This is a genomic window from Aeromonas sp. S16(2024), from assembly GCF_041403065.1.
In the GTDB taxonomy this organism is placed as follows: Bacteria; Pseudomonadota; Gammaproteobacteria; order Enterobacterales; family Aeromonadaceae; genus Aeromonas.
Genome location: NZ_JBGLQX010000003.1, coordinates 187,385 through 204,710 on the forward strand (window position 1 = coordinate 187,385; position 17,326 = coordinate 204,710).

General features: G+C 65.6%; 15 protein-coding genes. 6 read left to right on the forward strand and 9 right to left on the reverse strand.

All coding sequences use genetic code 11. The features are described from left to right. The first annotated feature begins 201 nt into the window (after nucleotides 1–201). A complete protein-coding gene (locus ACB030_RS03970; protein WP_371158182.1) occupies nucleotides 202–906 on the forward strand; it encodes a hypothetical protein in 705 nt (234 codons plus the stop codon). A gap of 76 nt (nucleotides 907–982) precedes the next feature. Continuing rightward, on the forward strand, nucleotides 983–1,861 hold the full coding sequence (locus ACB030_RS03975) for a pirin family protein (RefSeq protein WP_371158184.1): 879 nt from the start codon (nucleotides 983–985) through the stop codon (nucleotides 1,859–1,861). Between the two features lie 70 nt (nucleotides 1,862–1,931). Here ACB030_RS03975 and ACB030_RS03980 read toward each other — a convergent pair whose 3' ends face one another. From ACB030_RS03980 to ACB030_RS03995, 4 genes are all read right to left on the reverse strand, one after another. After that, the gene (locus ACB030_RS03980) at nucleotides 1,932–2,792 is read right to left on the reverse strand and encodes a PA4780 family RIO1-like protein kinase (protein WP_005324946.1); all 861 of its coding nucleotides are present in this window, start codon (nucleotides 2,790–2,792) and stop codon (nucleotides 1,932–1,934) included. Nucleotides 2,793–2,976: 184 nt separating this feature from the next. Then, complete coding sequence (locus tag ACB030_RS03985; RefSeq protein ID WP_371158273.1) at nucleotides 2,977–3,972, reverse strand: lauroyl-Kdo(2)-lipid IV(A) myristoyltransferase; 996 nt, start codon at nucleotides 3,970–3,972, stop codon at nucleotides 2,977–2,979. Between the two features lie 152 nt (nucleotides 3,973–4,124). Further along, nucleotides 4,125–5,114 (reverse strand): lauroyl-Kdo(2)-lipid IV(A) myristoyltransferase, encoded by a 990-nt coding sequence (gene lpxM, locus ACB030_RS03990; RefSeq protein ID WP_371158187.1) that lies wholly within the window; start codon nucleotides 5,112–5,114, stop codon nucleotides 4,125–4,127. Between the two features lie 224 nt (nucleotides 5,115–5,338). Continuing rightward, on the reverse strand, nucleotides 5,339–6,319 hold the full coding sequence (locus ACB030_RS03995) for a TDT family transporter (RefSeq protein ID WP_205641833.1): 981 nt from the start codon (nucleotides 6,317–6,319) through the stop codon (nucleotides 5,339–5,341). Nucleotides 6,320–6,423: 104 nt separating this feature from the next. On the opposite strand from ACB030_RS03995, the gene ACB030_RS04000 reads away from it, so the two are divergent. Further along, nucleotides 6,424–7,314: a LysR substrate-binding domain-containing protein gene (locus ACB030_RS04000; RefSeq protein WP_371158189.1), complete on the forward strand. Its 891-nt coding sequence runs from the start codon at nucleotides 6,424–6,426 to the stop codon at nucleotides 7,312–7,314. Between the two features lie 96 nt (nucleotides 7,315–7,410). Here the strand turns inward: ACB030_RS04000 and ACB030_RS04005 are convergent, their stop codons facing one another. The 3 genes from ACB030_RS04005 to ACB030_RS04015 all read right to left on the reverse strand — a co-directional run bounded on the left by ACB030_RS04005 (nucleotide 7,411) and on the right by ACB030_RS04015 (nucleotide 11,690). Beyond that, nucleotides 7,411–8,397, reverse strand: coding sequence for a Gfo/Idh/MocA family protein (locus ACB030_RS04005; protein ID WP_371158191.1), 987 nt, complete (start codon nucleotides 8,395–8,397; stop codon nucleotides 7,411–7,413). Between the two features lie 223 nt (nucleotides 8,398–8,620). After that, nucleotides 8,621–9,478, reverse strand: a complete 858-nt coding sequence (gene nfo, locus ACB030_RS04010) for a deoxyribonuclease IV (protein ID WP_371158193.1) — start codon at nucleotides 9,476–9,478, stop codon at nucleotides 8,621–8,623. 175 nt (nucleotides 9,479–9,653) lie between these two features. Then, complete coding sequence (locus ACB030_RS04015; protein ID WP_371158195.1) at nucleotides 9,654–11,690, reverse strand: glycoside hydrolase family 3 protein; 2,037 nt, start codon at nucleotides 11,688–11,690, stop codon at nucleotides 9,654–9,656. Nucleotides 11,691–11,919: 229 nt separating this feature from the next. On the opposite strand from ACB030_RS04015, the gene ACB030_RS04020 reads away from it, so the two are divergent. After that, entirely contained in the window at nucleotides 11,920–12,930 is a 1,011-nt protein-coding gene (locus ACB030_RS04020) for a helix-turn-helix domain-containing protein (RefSeq protein ID WP_371158197.1), read from the forward strand. Here the strand turns inward: ACB030_RS04020 and ACB030_RS04025 are convergent. After that, nucleotides 12,910–13,833 (reverse strand): LysR family transcriptional regulator, encoded by a 924-nt coding sequence (locus ACB030_RS04025; RefSeq protein ID WP_371158199.1) that lies wholly within the window; start codon nucleotides 13,831–13,833, stop codon nucleotides 12,910–12,912. The two genes, ACB030_RS04020 and ACB030_RS04025, sit on opposite strands and share 21 nt — an antisense overlap. Before the next feature lie 130 nt (nucleotides 13,834–13,963). On the opposite strand from ACB030_RS04025, the gene ACB030_RS04030 reads away from it, so the two are divergent. After that, entirely contained in the window at nucleotides 13,964–14,722 is a 759-nt protein-coding gene (locus ACB030_RS04030; RefSeq protein ID WP_371158201.1) for an SDR family NAD(P)-dependent oxidoreductase, read from the forward strand. A 101-nt stretch (nucleotides 14,723–14,823) separates the two neighbouring features. Here the strand turns inward: ACB030_RS04030 and ACB030_RS04035 are convergent, their stop codons facing one another. Then, entirely contained in the window at nucleotides 14,824–16,257 is a 1,434-nt protein-coding gene (locus tag ACB030_RS04035; RefSeq protein ID WP_205641666.1) for a glycoside hydrolase family 1 protein, read from the reverse strand. A gap of 157 nt (nucleotides 16,258–16,414) precedes the next feature. Here ACB030_RS04035 and ACB030_RS04040 point away from each other — a divergent pair, with 157 nt between their 5' ends. Continuing rightward, a complete protein-coding gene (locus ACB030_RS04040) occupies nucleotides 16,415–17,317 on the forward strand; it encodes a LysR family transcriptional regulator (protein ID WP_371158204.1) in 903 nt (300 codons plus the stop codon). Nucleotides 17,318–17,326 lie beyond the last annotated feature (9 nt).

Here is a 17,326-nt window from a genome sequence, read left to right on the forward strand (position 1 = left end):
GGGGGGCTGGGTCTTAGTCATGGGCAACAGGGGATCGGCCTTGGGATGGGACTCTTGTAAGTTCATACAGTACCCGGCCGCCATTATCCCGCGCCATGGGGCGGCCCGCTGATGGGGGTCGAGTCTGCCATCCAGGGCCAGATTGGTGCATAGTCAGGGTATCATCCGTCCATCGTCTCCTTTTATGGCACCGGGGGCATCATGCGCATCGCTCTGTTCATTCCCTTGCTGGCCCTGGGCCTTGCGGGCTGCAGCAACACCTCCTCGTCAGGCACCAGCGTGGGGCTTGGCTCCGGCGGCTATTACGGCAGTCACTATGGCGACTCTTACTGGTGGTATGACGACTATTACGGCTATTGGAATGACTACTATCCCTGGTGCTGCGACAACCAGGGGGAGTTCGATGAGCTGATCAAGAAGTGGTGGAGCGGGCTCGATCCGAAGCGCCAACAGGAGATCAAGGATAAGTATCAGGATTGGCAGGAGAACAATGGCCAGCCAGACGTGGCCGCCCTGCGGGGGGAGCTGGCGGGCCGCTGGAATGCCATGACGCCGGAGCAGCAGCAGGCCCTGCGCGACAACCGGCAGAACATAACCAGCGTCAGCAATCCGGACAAGGGCCCGCGCTCACCACTGGACTACAGAGTCGGTACTCTCCCCAGTGGCGATAATGGCATGCTGCTACCTACGCCGCGGCCCAAGGTGGATAATGGCTTGCTGACACCCGGGACACAGCCCAAGGCCGACGGCGGCCTCTTGACCCCCGGGACCCAGCCCAGGGTGGATACCAGACCGCACCTTCCCCGCACCATGACCCCCCCGGTGCACGCCCCCACCGTCAGACCGGCGATAAGGCCTGGTTTCACCCCCATGCGCAACTTAGGGGGCGGAGGCCGCCGCCGCTAGCCCCCATCCCTCTCGGCGAGCGCGAGGGATGCACTATCCTGATGCAGCAGGATCACCGCCCAGCAAGGAGCACGACATGACACAACAGTGGCAACGCATTTCCTCCCGCCTCACCGACGTGGGCGGTATCCCGGTGGCCCGCGCCCTCCCGGTCAAGGAGCGGCGCACCATAGGCCCCTGGTGCTTTCTCGATCACATAGGGCCGACCCGCTTCGCCCCCGACGCCCCCGGGCTGGACGTGGGGCCTCATCCCCACATCGCCCTGCAGACCTTCACCTGGATGCTGGCGGGGGAGATTTTGCACCGTGACAGCCTGGGCAGCGAGCAGGTGATCCGCCCGGGTCAGGTCAATCTGATGACCGCCGGACGCGGCATCGCCCACACCGAGGAGTCCCTGGCGGGCAACCCCGACCTGCACGCCGCCCAGCTCTGGATAGCGCTGCCACAGGCGCACCAGGAGACCCAGCCCCGCTTCGATCACTACCCCCTGCTGCCCAGCTGGCAGGAGAGCGAGACCACCCTGACCCTGCTCATCGGCGAGCATGCCGGGCGCCAAGCCCCCACCCTCAGCTTCTCCCCTATCCTAGGGCTGGACTTGCACTCGCCCCATGGCGGGCACATTGTGCTGCCGCTGGATCCCGCCTTCGAGCACGGACTCTTCCCCTTGCAGGGAGAGGCGACCATAGCAGGGGAAGCGCTCGCCCCAGAGCAGCTCCTCTATCTGCCGCCGGGCACCCGGGAGCTGAGGGTGACACTCGGCCCAGACACTCGCCTGCTGCTCATCGGCGGCGAGCCCCTCTCCGAGCCGCTGCAGATCTGGTGGAACTTCGTGAGCTTCAGTCCAGAGGCCATTCGCACCGCAGCCGCGGATTGGGAGAGCGGCCATCCCCGCTTCGGCGAGGTCAAGGGTTACCCCGGCCCCCGCCTCAAGGCCCCCCCCCTGACGGGACGCTAGACCGGCCCGTCGCCCCAATGAAAAAGAGCGCCTATGGCGCTCTTTTTCATCAACGGGATCCGGGCTCTCGTCAGAACTCTTCTTCCTGCTCCGCCTTCAGCCTGGCACGACGGGCCATGGCCTCTTCCTGCGCGCTCTCGATCTCGTGCAGCACCCCATCCACATCGATGGCCTCGGCACTCTCCTCGAACAGGCCGGTCAGCTCGGTTTCCGGGCCGAGCTTGCCATCTTCGAACAGGGCCCACATCTCCCTGGCATAGCGGGTCTTGAGCAGCTCGGGGGCATAGATGCCGTAGTAGTTGCGCATGTTGTTGACGTCCCGCTCCAGCATGGCCCTGGCCTGGTTGTTGGCGGCGGCATTCACCACCTGGGGCAGGTCGATGATGACGGGGCCCTGCTCGTCCACCAGCACGTTGAACTCGGAGAGATCCCCGTGGATGAGGCCGGCGCAGAGCATGCGCACCACGTAGCGGATCACCTTGCCGTGATCGATGAGCGCCTGCTCGGGCGAGAGCGCCACGTCGTTGAGGCGGGGCGCCACGTTGCCGTCGGCGTCCGTGATGAGCTCCATCAAGAGCACGCCGTCCAGGCAGACATAGGGGGTCGGCACCCGCACGCCGGCGGCGGCCAGCTTGAACAGGGCGTCCACCTCGGTGTTCTGCCACACCTCTTCGTGCTGCTTGCGACCGTACTTGGAGCCCTTCTCCATGGCGCGGGCATCGCGGCTGCCCCGCACCTTGCGCCCTTCCTGATAGACCACGGCCTGCTTGAAGCTGCGCTTGGAGGCTTCCTTATAGACTTTGGCGCAGCGGATCTCGTCGCCGCAGCGCACCACATAGACGTCGGCTTCTTTGCCGCTCATCAGCCGGCTGATGACATCGTCGACCAGGCCGTCATCAACCAGAGGTTGGATTCGATTTGGAATTTTCATGACCGCCCTTTTACCTTATTTGCACCTTATTTGCACCTTGTTTGCGCCTGTTTGCGCGTGACGGGAGGCCAGACAGGGCCCCGCTTTGCTCCCCCACCGGCCACTTGCCGGGGGTGGCCCGGTGTGCCCTGCGCCCGCCGCCTCTCCCTGGCCGTCAAAACGGCCCGCAAGGGAGCCCTGTCGTTCAAGGCTCGGGGGGCAGACCCTGGCGAATGCGCCGGATCCCCTCCTCGTAGAGGCCATCCTCCCCTTCATTATCCGCCTGGGTCTCGAAAATCTTGAGAAACCACATGTACTGCTCGGGGAAGCGGCCAAGCTGCTGCTCCACCATGCGGTTCATGGCGTTGACGTCCGCCTCCAGATCCGGGGTGGGATAAGGGTCGAACGGCGGCTCCACCTCGAGCCGGTAGCAGCCCAGATCCTCGTCATAGCAGGCCAGGATGGGCACCGCCCGGGCGCCGGTCAGCTTCACCAGCTTGGGCAGGGCCGGCAGGGTCGCCTTGGGGTGGCCGAAGAAGGGCACGAAGATGCTCGCCTCCCGGCCGTGATCCTGGTCCGGCAGATAGAAGAAGCTGTCGCCGCCGCGCAGGGCCTTGATGGCCGGCTTGATGCCGACGCTGCGCTCATAGACACGCCCCCCCTTGCTGCGCTCGCGGTTGATGTACCAGTCGAACACCGCATCCTTGGGGCTCTTCATCATGGTGCACAGGGGCACCCCCTCATCGGTCAGGTAGCGGCCTATCATGTCCACCGCCCAGGTGTGGGGCACCACGAAGATCATGGGGCGTCCGGCGGCCAGCTCGGCCTCTATATGCTCCCAGCCACGCACCTTGATGCGCCCTTTCAGGAAGGCGGGACTGCGCCAGGTGAGCTCGCCAAAGCCCATGAAGGTCTTGAGACCGACCCGAATGGACTTGAGCAGCAGCCGCTCGCGCCCGGCCGCGTCCAGCGCGGGGAAACAGATCTTGAGGTTGGTCTCGGCGATGTAGGCCTGCTTCCTGGAGAAGCGCAGCAACAGGGGGGCCAGGGCATCTGCCAGCTTGTCTCTGTAGCGGGCCGGGATCCAGGCCAGCAGGGAGAGCAAGGCAAGTGCCAGCCAGCTGCCCCACAGACGGGGGTGCAGCAGACGCAGATGAAAGGAGGTGTCAAACACCGGATCTTGTGCGGACATGGTCGCCATCGAATCATCAAAACAGACCGTCATTTTAGTGATCCTGACAATTTTTTCTACCCGGGATCCCCCAAGGCGGGTTTCCAAGTCACTGATCAGACTAGTTAGAAATAAAAAGTGGCCCACATGGGGCCACTTGCAATCGCGCATTAAGTTGCGGTTCAGGAATGAGGGCTGAGTCCCTTGCGGATGCGACGTATCCCCTCTTCGTAGAGGCCGTCTTCCCCCTCCTGATCCTCGCGGGTATCGAAGATCTTGAGGAACCACATGTACTGACCCGGGTGGCGGGTCAGCTGCCGCTCCACGCTGTCGTTCATGCGGCAGGTGTCGGCCACCAGATCATCGCTCGGGTAGTCGGCGAAGGGGGCCTCTATCTCCAGCCGGTAGCAGTGCGCCGCCTCGTCATAGCAGGCCAGCACGGGCACGGCGCGAGCACCGGTCAGCTTGACCAGCCGTGGCAGGGCCGGCAGGGTCGCCTTGGGATGCTTGAAGAAGGGCACGAACAGGCTCGCCTCGCGCCCATGATCCTGATCCGGCAGGTAGAAGAAGCTCAGGCCCGATTTCACCGCCTTGATCACCGGCTTGATGCCGGCGCTGCGTTCATAGACGCGGCAGCCATTCTTGGCGCGCTCGCGGTTGATGTGCCAGTCGAACACCGGGTTGCGGGCGCTCTTCATCATGGTGCACATGGGCAGGCCCCGCTGGGAGAAGTAGTAGCCCGCCGCATCGATGGGCCAGCTGTGGGGCACCACCAGGATCACCGGGCGGCCGGCGGCTTGCTCGGCCTCAACGTGTTCCCATCCGCTCACCTGGATGCGCTTCATCAGGTACTCGGGGCTGCGCACCGTGAACTCGCCAAACCCCAGCAGGCTCTTGAGGCCGACCCGGATCGAGGTCATCAGTATGGCGTCCCGCTCTGCCTCGCTCTGCTCCTTGAAGCAGATGGCGAGGTTGGTTCTGGCGATGTAAACCTGCTTTTTCGAAATCTTGAGCACCAGGGGCGCCAGGGCGTCCGCCAGCTTGTCACGCAAACGGGGCGGCACATAGGCAAGCACGCCGAGCACGGCGAGGGCAAGCCAGCTAAACCAGTAACGCGGGTGCAGCAAACGGGTCTGGAAGGCGGAGTCAAACACGGGATCTTGGGAGGACATGGGTACTATCAAAGAGTAGAAGTGGGCACTTGCGGCAATCCTGACAGGTAATACCAGTGAAAACCACCTTAATATCACCTGAATGAACGACTATTTGAGCCTTTTCACGGATTGACAGCGCCCCTGACCCCTAGTCAGTGAGCGCCGCTCATCCCTTGTACTGGCGCCGGATGCAGCAGACCCCGCCAGGCGGGGTCTGCTCTTGGTCGAGACCGGCTGCTACCTTAGCGGCGCAGGGGCTGCTCCAGCATGTCAGTCTGGCCCAGGGGCAGGAAGAACATCAGGTAGCGCAGCGCCACATAACCGACGATCAGGGTCGCCGCACCGAGTTCCAGATAGGCCAGCTGATTGATCTGCGCCGCATAGTGGGCCGCCTCTGGCCACTGCGACAGCAGCTGACCCACCTTGAACAGGGCGGTGGCGCCGATCACCAGGGGGAAGGTGAAGGCGGCATAGCCCGGCGAGAACGGCAGGCGCAGCAGCTTGATGAAGGCCAGGTAGATGATGCCTGTCATCAGCACGGCTATCCCCAGCAGCACGGCCACCAGCAGCAGGGAGGGATCCTGGCTCACGGTGAGGTAGCCGGCGAGCGACAGACTGGCGGGGGCCGCCAGGATGGCGATGGTGGGCTTGGCGGCATCCGGCACCTCGTGGCTGAAGATGAGGCGATAGAGCATCAGCGGCAGCATCAGACCGTAGCAGGCCATGCCGAACCAGAGCAGGCCATTGGCCAGGGCGGCGAAGGGGCCACCCGGGTAGGCGACGTCGGCCACTATGATCCCCACCGGCGGCACGAACCAGCTCGGCACCATGTGGTGGATCTCAAACGCCTTGGCCCTGTGCCAGACAAAGGTGGCGAGGAAGGCCAGGTGAATGATCACCGCAAACAGCCAGAGCCCCTGGCCCAGGGTCGGGGCCAGCAGCCCCACCGCCTTGGAGACCACCATGGTCCCCATGGCATAGGTGGGCACCACGCTGCCCACCACGGGGTGGGCGAGATCCTGCCACAGCAGACGCGGGTGCAGCAGGAACTTGAAGGTGAGGACGAGGAGCAGCACGGCGGCGATGGCGGCCCCCAGCAGTTGCAGGCGGCCATCGAACTGACCGGCATTTTCCCAACACCAGCCGAGGCTGGCGATCCCGAGTGCCAGCCCGGCCATGGGGGTCGGGGCGGCGGCAAGGGAGCGACGGGTGCGTGCGATCATGACTGGTACCCTCTTACTTGATGACGATGTGCATAGGATAAAGAGGGTCTATCGTTTACGATATCTAAATGAATTGAACTAAGCGTTTAGGAAAATCAAACGACATGAAGCTGACCCTGCAACAACTCAAGGTGTTCGCCACCATAGCCCGCCACGGCAACCTGGGGGGCGCGGCCAGCGAGCTCTGCCTCAGCAAGGGGGCCGTCTCCCAGTCGTTGCAGGAGCTGGAGCGCCAGCTCGCCACCCCGCTGTTCGATCGGGTGCATCCGAGGCTTCAGCTCAACAGCGAGGGGCGCCTGCTGCAACCGGCCGCCGAGGAGCTGCTGACCCGGATGCAGGAGATAGAGCAGCTATTTGGCCCGGACGCCGAGCCGAGCGGCCAGCTGCGCCTGGGTGCCAGCCAGACCATAGGCAACTATCTGTTGCCTGCCCTGCTGGCGGGGAGCGCCCAGGCGCTGGGCGCCGCCCCCAGAGTGACCATCGCCAACACCCACCTCTTGTGCCACTCCCTCGCCCACTTCGAGCTGGATCTGGCCCTCATCGAGGGGGAGAACCATCACCCGGATCTGGTGAGCGAGCCCTGGCTCGAAGACGAGATGCTGATCATTGCCCCACCCCAGCACCCCCTGGCCGGGCAGCTGGAGCTCCCCCTTTCCCTGCTCGCAGGCGAAACCTGGGTGCTGCGCGAACCCCAGTCAGGGAGCCGCGAGCAGTTCGAGCAGCAGATCCAGCCCAGGCTGCCGCGCTGGCAGGCGGGGCTCGAGCTCAACACCCTGGAGGCGGTGATGCTGGCGGTGGAGAAGGGGCTCGGCATCTCCTTTATCTCCCGCCTCGCGGTCTCCGATCGCCTGCACAGCGGCCGTCTGGTGGCGCTCACCCCGAGCCAGAGCTTCCCCCGCCAGCTCTCCCTCGTCTGGCACAAGCAGAAGTTCCACTCCGCGGCCCTGCGCCGCTTCCTCGCCTTCTGCCGCGCCCAGACCCTGCCCGCCCCCTGAAGGGCGATCAGGGTCAAACAACAGAGGGCGCCGTGGCGCCCTCTGTTTTGCGGAAATGTGTTGCGGGGATCTCTTGCAGGATGACGTGCGGCGCCATCAGCCCCCCCGGTGCAACCCCGCCTCGACCCAGCCCAGCACCCGCCGCGTCAGGGCATGGGGCACCCAGGGGGAGTCCAGCAGCCGGTGGCGCAGGCAATCGGCGAAGTGATCCGCCTCGTGCTGCATGCCGCCCCCCTGCACCGGCAGGTAGATGTCCGCCGGCCAGGCGGCAGGGGGCGTATCCCCCTGCCAGCGAATGTGCTGGGGGTTCCACCACTTGCCCTCGATGACCAGGGTCCACGCCTCCCCCGAGAGCCAGGCGTCCCGGTCGAGATCCTCGACGATGGAGGCGCCAAGCTCGGCCGAGAAGGGGCCGCCGAAGCGGAAGCGGGCCGCGAGATCCACCTCCCCCGGCGCCCTGTCCAGCGCCACCTCGGGGGCCTGGGTCGCGAGCCCCAGCCGCTCGCAGAAGGCGGCATAGAGCCAGAGCGGATAGACCCCCACATCCCAGGCGGCGCCGCCGTCCAGGGACGGATCGAACAGCTTGCCGACCCGGGGCGGGGCCGAGCCGAACGCCGCGCGCAGGCTGCGGGGCGCGGGCAGCAGGGGCAGCCGCTGCAACAGGGCCCGCATGGCGGGGAAGCACATCACCTTCATGGCTTCCAGCAGCAGCAGGCCGCGCTCATGGGCAAGCGCCACCAGGGCGTCCCACTCCGCCACCCGGGTCACCGCCGGTTTCTCCACCAGCACGTGCTTGCCCGCCAGCAGCATCTGCCTGATCAGGGCGGCGTGCTCGGGGTGGATCACCGCCACATAGACGGCATCCACCTCGGGGCTCTGTGCCAGGGCCTGATAGCTGCCATAGGCCAGCGCCAGCCCCTGATCACGGGCGAACTCGTCGGCCCGCCCCTGATCCCGGGCGGCGATCGCCACCACGCGCCCGCCCCTGGCGTACAGATTGACGTCGCGGCAAAAACGCCTGGCAATGGCTCCCGCCCCGGCTATCCCCCAGCGCAGCAGTGGCGCTGTTCCCTGTGATTGCATCTCGTCTCCTCGTATGGGTAATGCCCTTCCCCCCCCTTTATGGCGAGGGAAGGCGCGGCACCGGTCTCTGCTCAGGCTGCTCTGCGGCTCAGGTCCTGGCCAGGCTGCGCAGCCAACTTATCTCGTCGCCCCAGATCGTCTCGTCTATGGTCTCGAGGATAAGCGGAATGCCGTCGAAACCTGCGTCATTCACGATGTGGTCAAGCACAGCCTCACCGGCCCGTCAGCTTGCAGCCTGATCGAGCTGCAGGCTGCGCAGCCAACGTATCTCGTCACTCCAGAGAGTCTCGTCTATGGTCTCGAGGATAAGCGGAATGCCGTCGAAACGGTGATCGTTCATGATGTGGTGGAATACCGCCTCCCCCAGGTTCCCCTCCCGCAGGCTGTGGTGGCGATCGACCCGACTACCGAAGGTACACTTGGCACCGTTGATATGCATCCCCTTGAGGTACTCAAAGCCGACGATGCGGTCAAAGTCGGCGAACACGGCGGCGCAGGATGCCGGGGTGCGCAGATCGTAACCGGCGGCGAAGGCGTGACAGGTGTCGAAGCAGACCCCGACCCGACTCTTGTCCTCCACACCCTCGATCAGGGTGGCCAGGTGCTCGAACGACCAGCCGAGGTTGGTGCCCTGGCCGGCGGTGTTCTCGATCACCGCCGTGACCCCCTGGCTTCGCTCCAGCGCCCAGTTGATGGACTCGCTAACGAGTTTCAGGCTCGCCGCCTCGGGGATCTGCTTCAAGTGGCTGCCGGGGTGGAAGTTGAGGTAGCAGAGCCCGAGCTGCTCGCAGCGCCTGATCTCGTCCAGGAAGGCATCCCGGGACTTGGCCAGGGCATCGGGGTCGGGATGGCCCAGGTTGATGAGGTAGCTGTCGTGGGGCAGGATCTGCTCGGGGCGAAAACCGGCTTTCTCGCAGGCCGCCTTGAAGGCGCGGATGCTGGCCTCGGAGAGTGGCGCCGCCTGCCACTGGCGCTGGTTCTTGGTGAACAGGGCGAAGGCGTTGGCCCCGATAGCCTGGGCGCGGGCTATGGTGTTCTCCACCCCGCCGGCCGCACTGACGTGGGCTCCGATAAATTTCATCTCATCTCCTCTGCGCGCTTGCTGGGTGCGCCCGTCTCGCGGTCGCGAGGCGCGGCAACCCTGATGGGGCGTCATTATGCCCAAGCCAGCCCCTTGCGCCAAACCGGGATTGTCGATGGCGGCAATGGAAAAGGCGCCCGCAGGCGCCTTGGTGATCATGGATGTCGGGCTCGCCTCAATAGGCCAGACCGGCACCATAGGGGTAGAGCGGGTTCGCGGAGTCCTTCGCCACGTCCGGGTGCTGGTTTTGCACCGCCTGCCAGCTGGAGGGCAGCTCGAAGGGCAGCTTGCCGCTGGCCTTGACCTTGCCGCTGATGACGTCGAACAGCGCCTGATCCAGGGCACCGAAGTTGGCGAGCAGCACCTGGGCCGCCGGTGCCACCTCGGTCAGGATGGCGGGCCTGTCCAGATAGACGGAGAGCACCATGGGCACCCCGGCCTGCGTGATGGTCTGGATGGCGGCGTACTCGTCCGCCCCGCGGTAGACCCCCTCGTGGGCCGTCTCCTGCACCACCTGATCGGCACTGGCAAAGCCGAGCTGACCGAAGTGGATGCTGCCAAACGGGAAGCGGGGATCCTGCTCACCCGGGGCGTTGACCCGCACTATGGCGAGATCGGCCTGAGCCAGCTCAGTCACTACGGTGTAGCCGTTGGCCGCGGCCACCTCGGCATTGACGTTGTGCAGGTAGACCCGCTTGCCGTCCGCCTTGAGCGGCAGCAGGGATCCCTCGTTCTTCAGCAGCACGTGGGACGCCGCCTGGGCGGCCTGGGCGGCCTGCTGGAACTCGGCCTTGCCCACCAGAGCCACCGCAGCCTGGGTATCCACATAGGGGTTCTCGAACAGTCCCAGGGCGAACTTCTGCTCCAGGATCCGCTCGGCCGAGGTGGTGATGGCCGCCTCGGTCACCAGGCCGCTCTGCACCGCAGCCAGCAGGGGGGCGGGATCTTCCACGCCGCCAAACTGATCCACCCCGGCGTCGATGGCCTTGGCGTAGCGCTCGGCCTTGGTGAGCTTCTCCACCCCCCAGGACATGCCAAAGGGCACAGTCCAGGGGCTGACCCCCGCCGTTACCTCATCCTGGGTCAGCCCCTGCTCGCAGCGGGCGTTGCAGTCGTTGACTATGCCCCAGTCGCTCAGCACCACGCCGTCGAACTTGAAGTGGCCCCTCAGCAAGTCGGTGAGGATCTGGCGGTTGAAGCCAAAGCCCACCTCCTCGATGGCCTGACCTTCATGGGTCAGCCCCTCGGGCAGGGCGTAATAGGGCATCACGGCCCCCACCCTGGCCTCGAAGGCCCCCTCGAACGGCACCAGGTGATAGGCGAACTGGCCGCCCGGGTAGACCTGCTCCTTGCCCCAGGGGTTGTGGGCATCCAGGCCATCTTTCTGGGGACCGGCCCCGGCGAAGTGCTTGACCACGGTGACCACGCTCTCCGGGCCGATCCCGTCGCTCCCCTGCTGGAAGCCCTCGATGTAGGCCTTGACCAGGGATTTGGCGAGCAGGTTGTCTTCACCGAAGGTGCCGTTGATGCGGCCCCAGCGCGGCTCGGTCGCGAGATCCGCCTGGGGAGAGAGGGCCTCGTGAATGCCGACGGCCCTGTACTCCTGGCGGGCGATGTCGCCAAAGCGCTGCACCAGGGCGGCATCGCCGATGGCGGCGAGACCCAGGGTCTCGGGCCACTGGGAGAAGGCCCCGGCGCCTATGCTGGTGGCGTTGGGATCATGGGTGAAGTGGTTGCGGGGATCCGTGCTCACCGTCATGGGGATGCCGAGCCCCACCCCTTCCAGCAGGGCCTGCAGCCGGTTGTTGTCGTCGGCGATGGCCGCCGGATCCCCCGCCATGCGGGTGATGAAGGTATTGACGCCATCCTCCCGCAGCATCTTGTCCATGGCGGTGAGGTTGACCCGCCCGTCTGCGTCCAGCACCAGGGTGCCGTGCATCATCAGGCCCGCCTTCTGGGCCAGGGAGAGCCTGCCCACCAGATCCCGGGCCCGCTCGGCGGCGCCGAGGCGCCAGTCTTCATAGGGGGTCAGGGCACCGCTGCCATCGAGATCCTTGAATTGCAGGCCGTCCTGCTCGATGAGGGTGACGGTACGGTGGCCCAGGGTGGGCTGCGCCGGCTTGGGGGTGGAGTCGTTGTCATTGCACCCTGCCAACAGCAGGGCCCCTATGGCGAGGGCGACGCGGGTTCGGGAGAGCGAGTGGTGTTTCATTATTGTTATCTTCCTTGTGTGTAGGAGTGGCCACTCTATGCAAAATCGGCCCGCCTCACTTGCCCTGCGGGTGCAGGGAATTGCCGGTTGGGAGCAAGTTCAAAAAGTGTGAAAAGGGTTGCAGGGTTACCCTTGGTTACATTTCTGAAACATGAAGCCGAACCTGGCTCACGGCAATTCATGGCCGTTGGCGGATGATGGTGGGCCACCGCCGACAAGGATTTTCGCCGTGAAGACAGTCTCCAACCGGATAGCCCTGCACTGCCTCAACCACTGGCAGAGACAGGGACGGGATCCGGCCCAGCTCCTGCAAGGTGCCGGTATTGCCAAAGAAGAGCTGCTGCTCCCACAGGGGCGGATCGACGCCCAGCGCCACTTCCGGCTGCTGACCCAGGTCGCCCCCCATGTGGACATGGCCCACAAGTGGTCGCCCCCCTCGCTCTCGGGGCTCTTCGCCGACTACCTGCCGCTGGCGAGCCTGTGCTGCAACGCTGCCACCCTGCGCCAGGCCCTGCACTTCTTCCTCGCCTACCGCCCCCTCATCGGCGAGTGCGACCGGATACTGCTGCGGGAGGAAGAGGGACAGGCCAGGCTCAGTTACCATTCGGAGTCCGATCACCCGGACGTGATCGCCATGAGCAGCCTGGCCAACCTCGGTCACCTCTATGCCCTGCTGCAGTTCTACCACCCAGGCCAGGGCCGACTGGTGCTGCCCACCCCGGTGCGGCCCAGGCTGTGGCGCGAGCTGGGGGCCTGGTTGGGGGATCGGCTGCAACGGGGAGAAGGCTTTGAGCTGCGCTTCCCCGCGGCCTTGCTCGATCTCGCCCACGGGGGCTGCAACGGCCCCCTGCAACCCCTGCTGCTGGGGGAGCTCGACGGCCAGATGCGGTTGCTGCGCCCGAGCAGCCACTACAGGGAGCGGGTGCTCGGGCTCATCCGCCAGCGGCTCTGGCAGGAGAGCGTCGACTCCCCCACCCTGCTGGCGGGGATCTGCGAGGCCCTCAGGCTGACCCGCTGGACCCTCAACCGCCACCTGCGCGAGGAGGGGTGCCACTTCTCAGGATTGCTGGAGCAGGTCAGAAGAGAAGAGGCCTGCCGTCTGCTGCAGGATCCCGGCCTGCAGCTGCAGGAGGTGGGCGGGCGCCTCGGGTTTGCCAGCCAGAGCAGCTTCACCCGCTTCTTCAAGGAGGCGTTCGCCCTCTCCCCCAGCGAATACCGCTCAAGGCGCAGCCGGCTCTGACTCCCCGGCCAGGGCCCCGGCGAGCAGGTCCGCCAGCCAGTGGATGAAGAGCTGGACCCTGGGCGCCAGCTGGCGGCGATGGGCATAGAGGGCGTGGATGGGGAGCGGCGGCGCCTGCCACCGGGGCAGCAGGCTTATCAGCTCGCCGCGCCCGAGCAGCCCCTCCACCCCTACCCTCGGCATCTGTATAATGCCAAGCCCCGCCAACGCCGCCGCCAGGTAGGTCTCGCTGTCATTGACCATCAGGGCCCCCGCCATCGGCAAGAGGGCGCGGCTGCCATCCTCTTGCTGGTACTCGAAGCCCGGCTCGCTGCGCCCCTGCCCCGACCCATAATGGACCAGCCGGTGCCCGGCCAGATCTGCCAGGGTCTGCGGCACCCCGTGACGGGCCAGGTAGGCGGCGCTGGCGCAGTTGATCTGGCGATAGTGGCCGAGCGGCCGCGCCACCAGGCTGGAGGGCTCCAGCGCCCCGACCCGTACCACGCAATCGAAGCCATCTCGCACCAGATCCACCCGCCTGTCCGTGCTGCTCAGCATCAGCTGCAAGTCGGGGTGCTGCGCCAGGAAGGCGGGCAGCGCCGGGATCACCAGATGGCGCGCCATCCGGCTTGGCATATCTACCCGCAGTTGCCCCGAGATCTGGCCCCCCTGGCGAAACAGACCGTCAAACTCCTCCATGTCCGCCAGCAGATCCCGGCACCTGGCGTAGCAGAGCTGGCCATCCGTGGTGAGCTGCACCCGTCTCGTGGTGCGCAGCAGGAGCCGGGTGCCCATGCGCTCCTCCAGCCGGCGGATGGCGGCGGAGAGGGTCGCCTTGGGGATGCCCAGCTGCTCGGCGCAGCGGGTAAAGCTCTCGAGTTCGGCGACCCGCACGAACAATTTCATCGCATCCAGTTGATCCATGACCTGATTGTCTCTTCAAGCGGAACAGTGATTTCATTATCACGCTATTTATCCGGCATTAAAGGAACAATACAGTGATCCGGTCGGCTCGCACCGAGCCCTTGTCATTCACCCAGACAGGAGTCACACCATGACCAGACCCATAGCCCTCATCACAGGCGCCAGCCGTGGCCTTGGCAAACACAGCGCCCTCGCCCTCGCGGCCAAGGGGGTGGATCTCATCATCACCTACCGCAGCCAGGCCGACGAGGCGGCCGCCGTGGTGGCAGAGGCCCGGGCCCGCGGGGTCCAGGCCCATGCCCTGGCGCTGGATGTGGGGGTGAGCGCCTCCTTTGTCGCCTTCGCAGAGGAGGTGAAGCAGCTGCTCGCCCGGGAGTGGCAACGGCCGCAGTTCGACTACCTGGTCAACAACGCCGGCATCGGCATTCATGCGAGCTTCGAGCAGACCACGGAGGAGCAGTTCGACACCCTGCTCAACATCCACCTCAAGGGGACCTTCTTCCTGACCCAGAGGCTGTTGCCACTTATCCGTGACGGCGGGCGCATCATCAACCTCTCCACCGGCCTCACCCGCTTCGCCATGCCGGGTTACGCCGCCTATGCCGCCATGAAGGGGGGCGTGGAGGTGCTGACCCACTATCTGGCCAAGGAGCTGGGCCCTCGCGGCATCGCGGTCAACGTGGTGGCCCCCGGCGCCATCGAGACCGACTTTGGCGGCGGCGTGGTGCGCGACGACAAGGGGGTCAACGCCTTCCTCGCGCGCCAGACGGCGCTGGGGAGAGTCGGCCAGCCCGACGACATTGGCGGTGTCATCGCCGCCCTGCTCTCCGACGACAACCGCTGGATCACCGCCCAGCGCATCGAGGCCTCTGGGGGCATGTTTATCTAGGCCGCCTTGCCCCAACAACACAAAAACAGAAGGCCCCCTCGGTTGAGGGGGCCTTCTTTATTTGGCAGAACATGCGCTGGGCGCATGGGCGCATGGGCGCCTTAGAGCGTCTTGCCACCGGAGGCGATCACCTGGCTGTACCAGTGGAAGCTCTCCTTCTTGATGCGGCGCAGGGACCCCCCCTGCTCGTCGCGCTCCACATAGACGAAGCCGTAGCGCTTCTGGTAGCCGTTGAGCCAGCTCAGGATGTCGGTGAAGGACCAGGCGCAGTAGCCGATGAGCTCGACCCCGTCCTGCATCGCCTCCTGGCACGCCTTGAGGTGGCTGTGCAGATAGGCGATGCGGTAGTCATCCTGTACCCGGCCGTCCGCAGTCAGCTTGTCGAACTCGCCGAGGCCGTTCTCGGTGATCATCAGCGGCAGGCCGTAGCGGGACGAGAGGCGGCGCAGGGCGATGCGCATCCCGGTGGGGTCTATGGCCCAGTCCCAGTTGCTGGTCTCCAGGTGCGGGTTGGGGGTGGTCCTGTAGAGACCGGGAACGCCGCTCGATGGCGTTGTGCCCTTCTGCCCCGTGGTGTTGATGCGCTGCATGGTCTGGCCGCCGAGGGGATTATCGGTGAAGGTCAGGGTGTAGTAGTAGTTGACGCCTATGTAGTCTGGGGTGCCCTCTCGCAGCAACTCGAGATCCCCTGGCAGTATCTCCGGCGCCTCGCCGGTTTCTCTCAGGTAGGCGAGCGCCGCCTGGGGGTAGCGACCGAAGCAGTAGGCATCCAGCCACCAGAGGTTGGTGAACTCCTCGGCATTCTCGAACGCCAGCATGTCGCTCGGGGCGCAGGAGGCCGGATAGGCCGGGGAGTAGGCGAAACTCGGGCCGATGAGACCGTTTGGCACATGCTGGCGGAACGCCTTGATGACCCGGGCGTTGGCCAGGAACGCGATGTGGTTGGCGGCGAAGAAGCGCTTCCTGTCCTGCACTGCGGGCGGATGGGTGCCGAGCTGGTAGGCGTTGGTCAGGTTGTAGTTCTGCTCGTTCAAAGAGACCCAGTACTTCACCTTGCCGGCGAAGCGCTGATAGAGGGTGACGCAGTAGCGCTCGAAGTCCTCGATGATGCGCCTGTCTTCCCAACCGCCGTATTCGTCCTGCAGCGCCTGGGGCAGGTCCCAGTGGTAGAGGGTCAGCACCGGCTCTATGCCGTGGGCCAGCAGGGCGTCGATGAGCCGCTCGTAGAAGGCGAGCCCCGCCTCGTTCACCTCACCGCGCCCGCTTGGGAAGATGCGCGGCCAGCTCACCGAGAAGCGATAGGCCTTGAGCCCCATCTCGGCCATCAGCGCCACGTCCTCTTCCACCCTGTGGTAGTGATCCACCGCCACGTCCCCGTTGCTGCCCTCGAAGGTCTTGCCCGGCAACTTGGTGAAGAGATCCCACACCGAGGGGCCCTTGCCGTCTTCGTTCCAGGCCCCTTCCACCTGGTAGGCGGCAGAGGCGGCCCCCCAGAGGAAATCCGCGGGGAAGTCGTTGAACTTGGGATGGTGCATCTGGCTTGTCTCCTGCTGCTTGAGGATGGTGCCGCCTCTCCCCTTGGGGCATGGGCGGGGGTCAAAACGAATTGGCATCAGCATCGAACAGTTCTAGAATTCCGTCCAATGACAATTTTTGACATTCAATATTCCAATCAGGAATGAAGGAGTCGTGATGGAGTTGCGGGATCTGAAGGCCTTCGTCACCCTGGGGGAGGTCTTGCACTTCGGTCAGGCGGCGGCGCGCCAGCACATCACCCAGTCGGCCCTGAGCAAGCAGATCCGGCGGCTGGAGGGGGAATTTGGCGGCGAGCTGTTCGAGCGCAACGCCAGCAGCACCCGGCTCACCCCCCTCGGGCGCGCCCTCTACGGGGATGCCTGCGCCCTGGTGGCCCAGAGCGAGCAGCTCGGTCGCACCGCCCGCGACGTGCTGGCGGGCAATGGCGGCACCCTGCGCATCGGCTTCGGGGTCGCCACCAAGCTGCTGGTGCCTGCGGCCATCGCCCGTTTTCGGGCCAACCGCCCTGGGGTCGGCATAGAGCTCAACGATCTCTCCACCCATCACCAGTTGCTGGCGCTCGCCGAGGGCAGGCTGGATCTCGGCTTCTGCCGCCTGCCCGCCCCCAAGGGCTGGCAGGTGCTGCCCGTGGTGCGCGCCCATTTCGTCGCCGTGCTGCCCGCCGGCTACCAGGGGGTGAGCGGGCTCTCGGATCTGCTGGACAAGCCCCTCGCCATACTGCGCCGGGACAAGGCCCCCTCCTTCCACGATCAGTTCGTGCACTACCTGGCCCAGAGCGGGCTGCGCTTTGGGGAGATCCAGTACGTCAACGACTTCGCCGCCGGCATCGCCACCGCGGCGGCGGGCATCGCCTGGACCCTGGTGCCCTCCTCCACCACCATAGAGCACCCGGATGTCATCACCCTGCCCCTGGCGGAGGCCGAGGCGAGCTGGATCATAGGGCTCATTCGCCCGCCGGGAGGGGATAACCCCCTCATCGCCCCCTTCTGGCAGACGGTGGCCGAGCTCGGTGATCCCGCCCTCACCGTCCTGGGTGATCAGGGCGGTGCAGAGTCATGACGCGGCCAT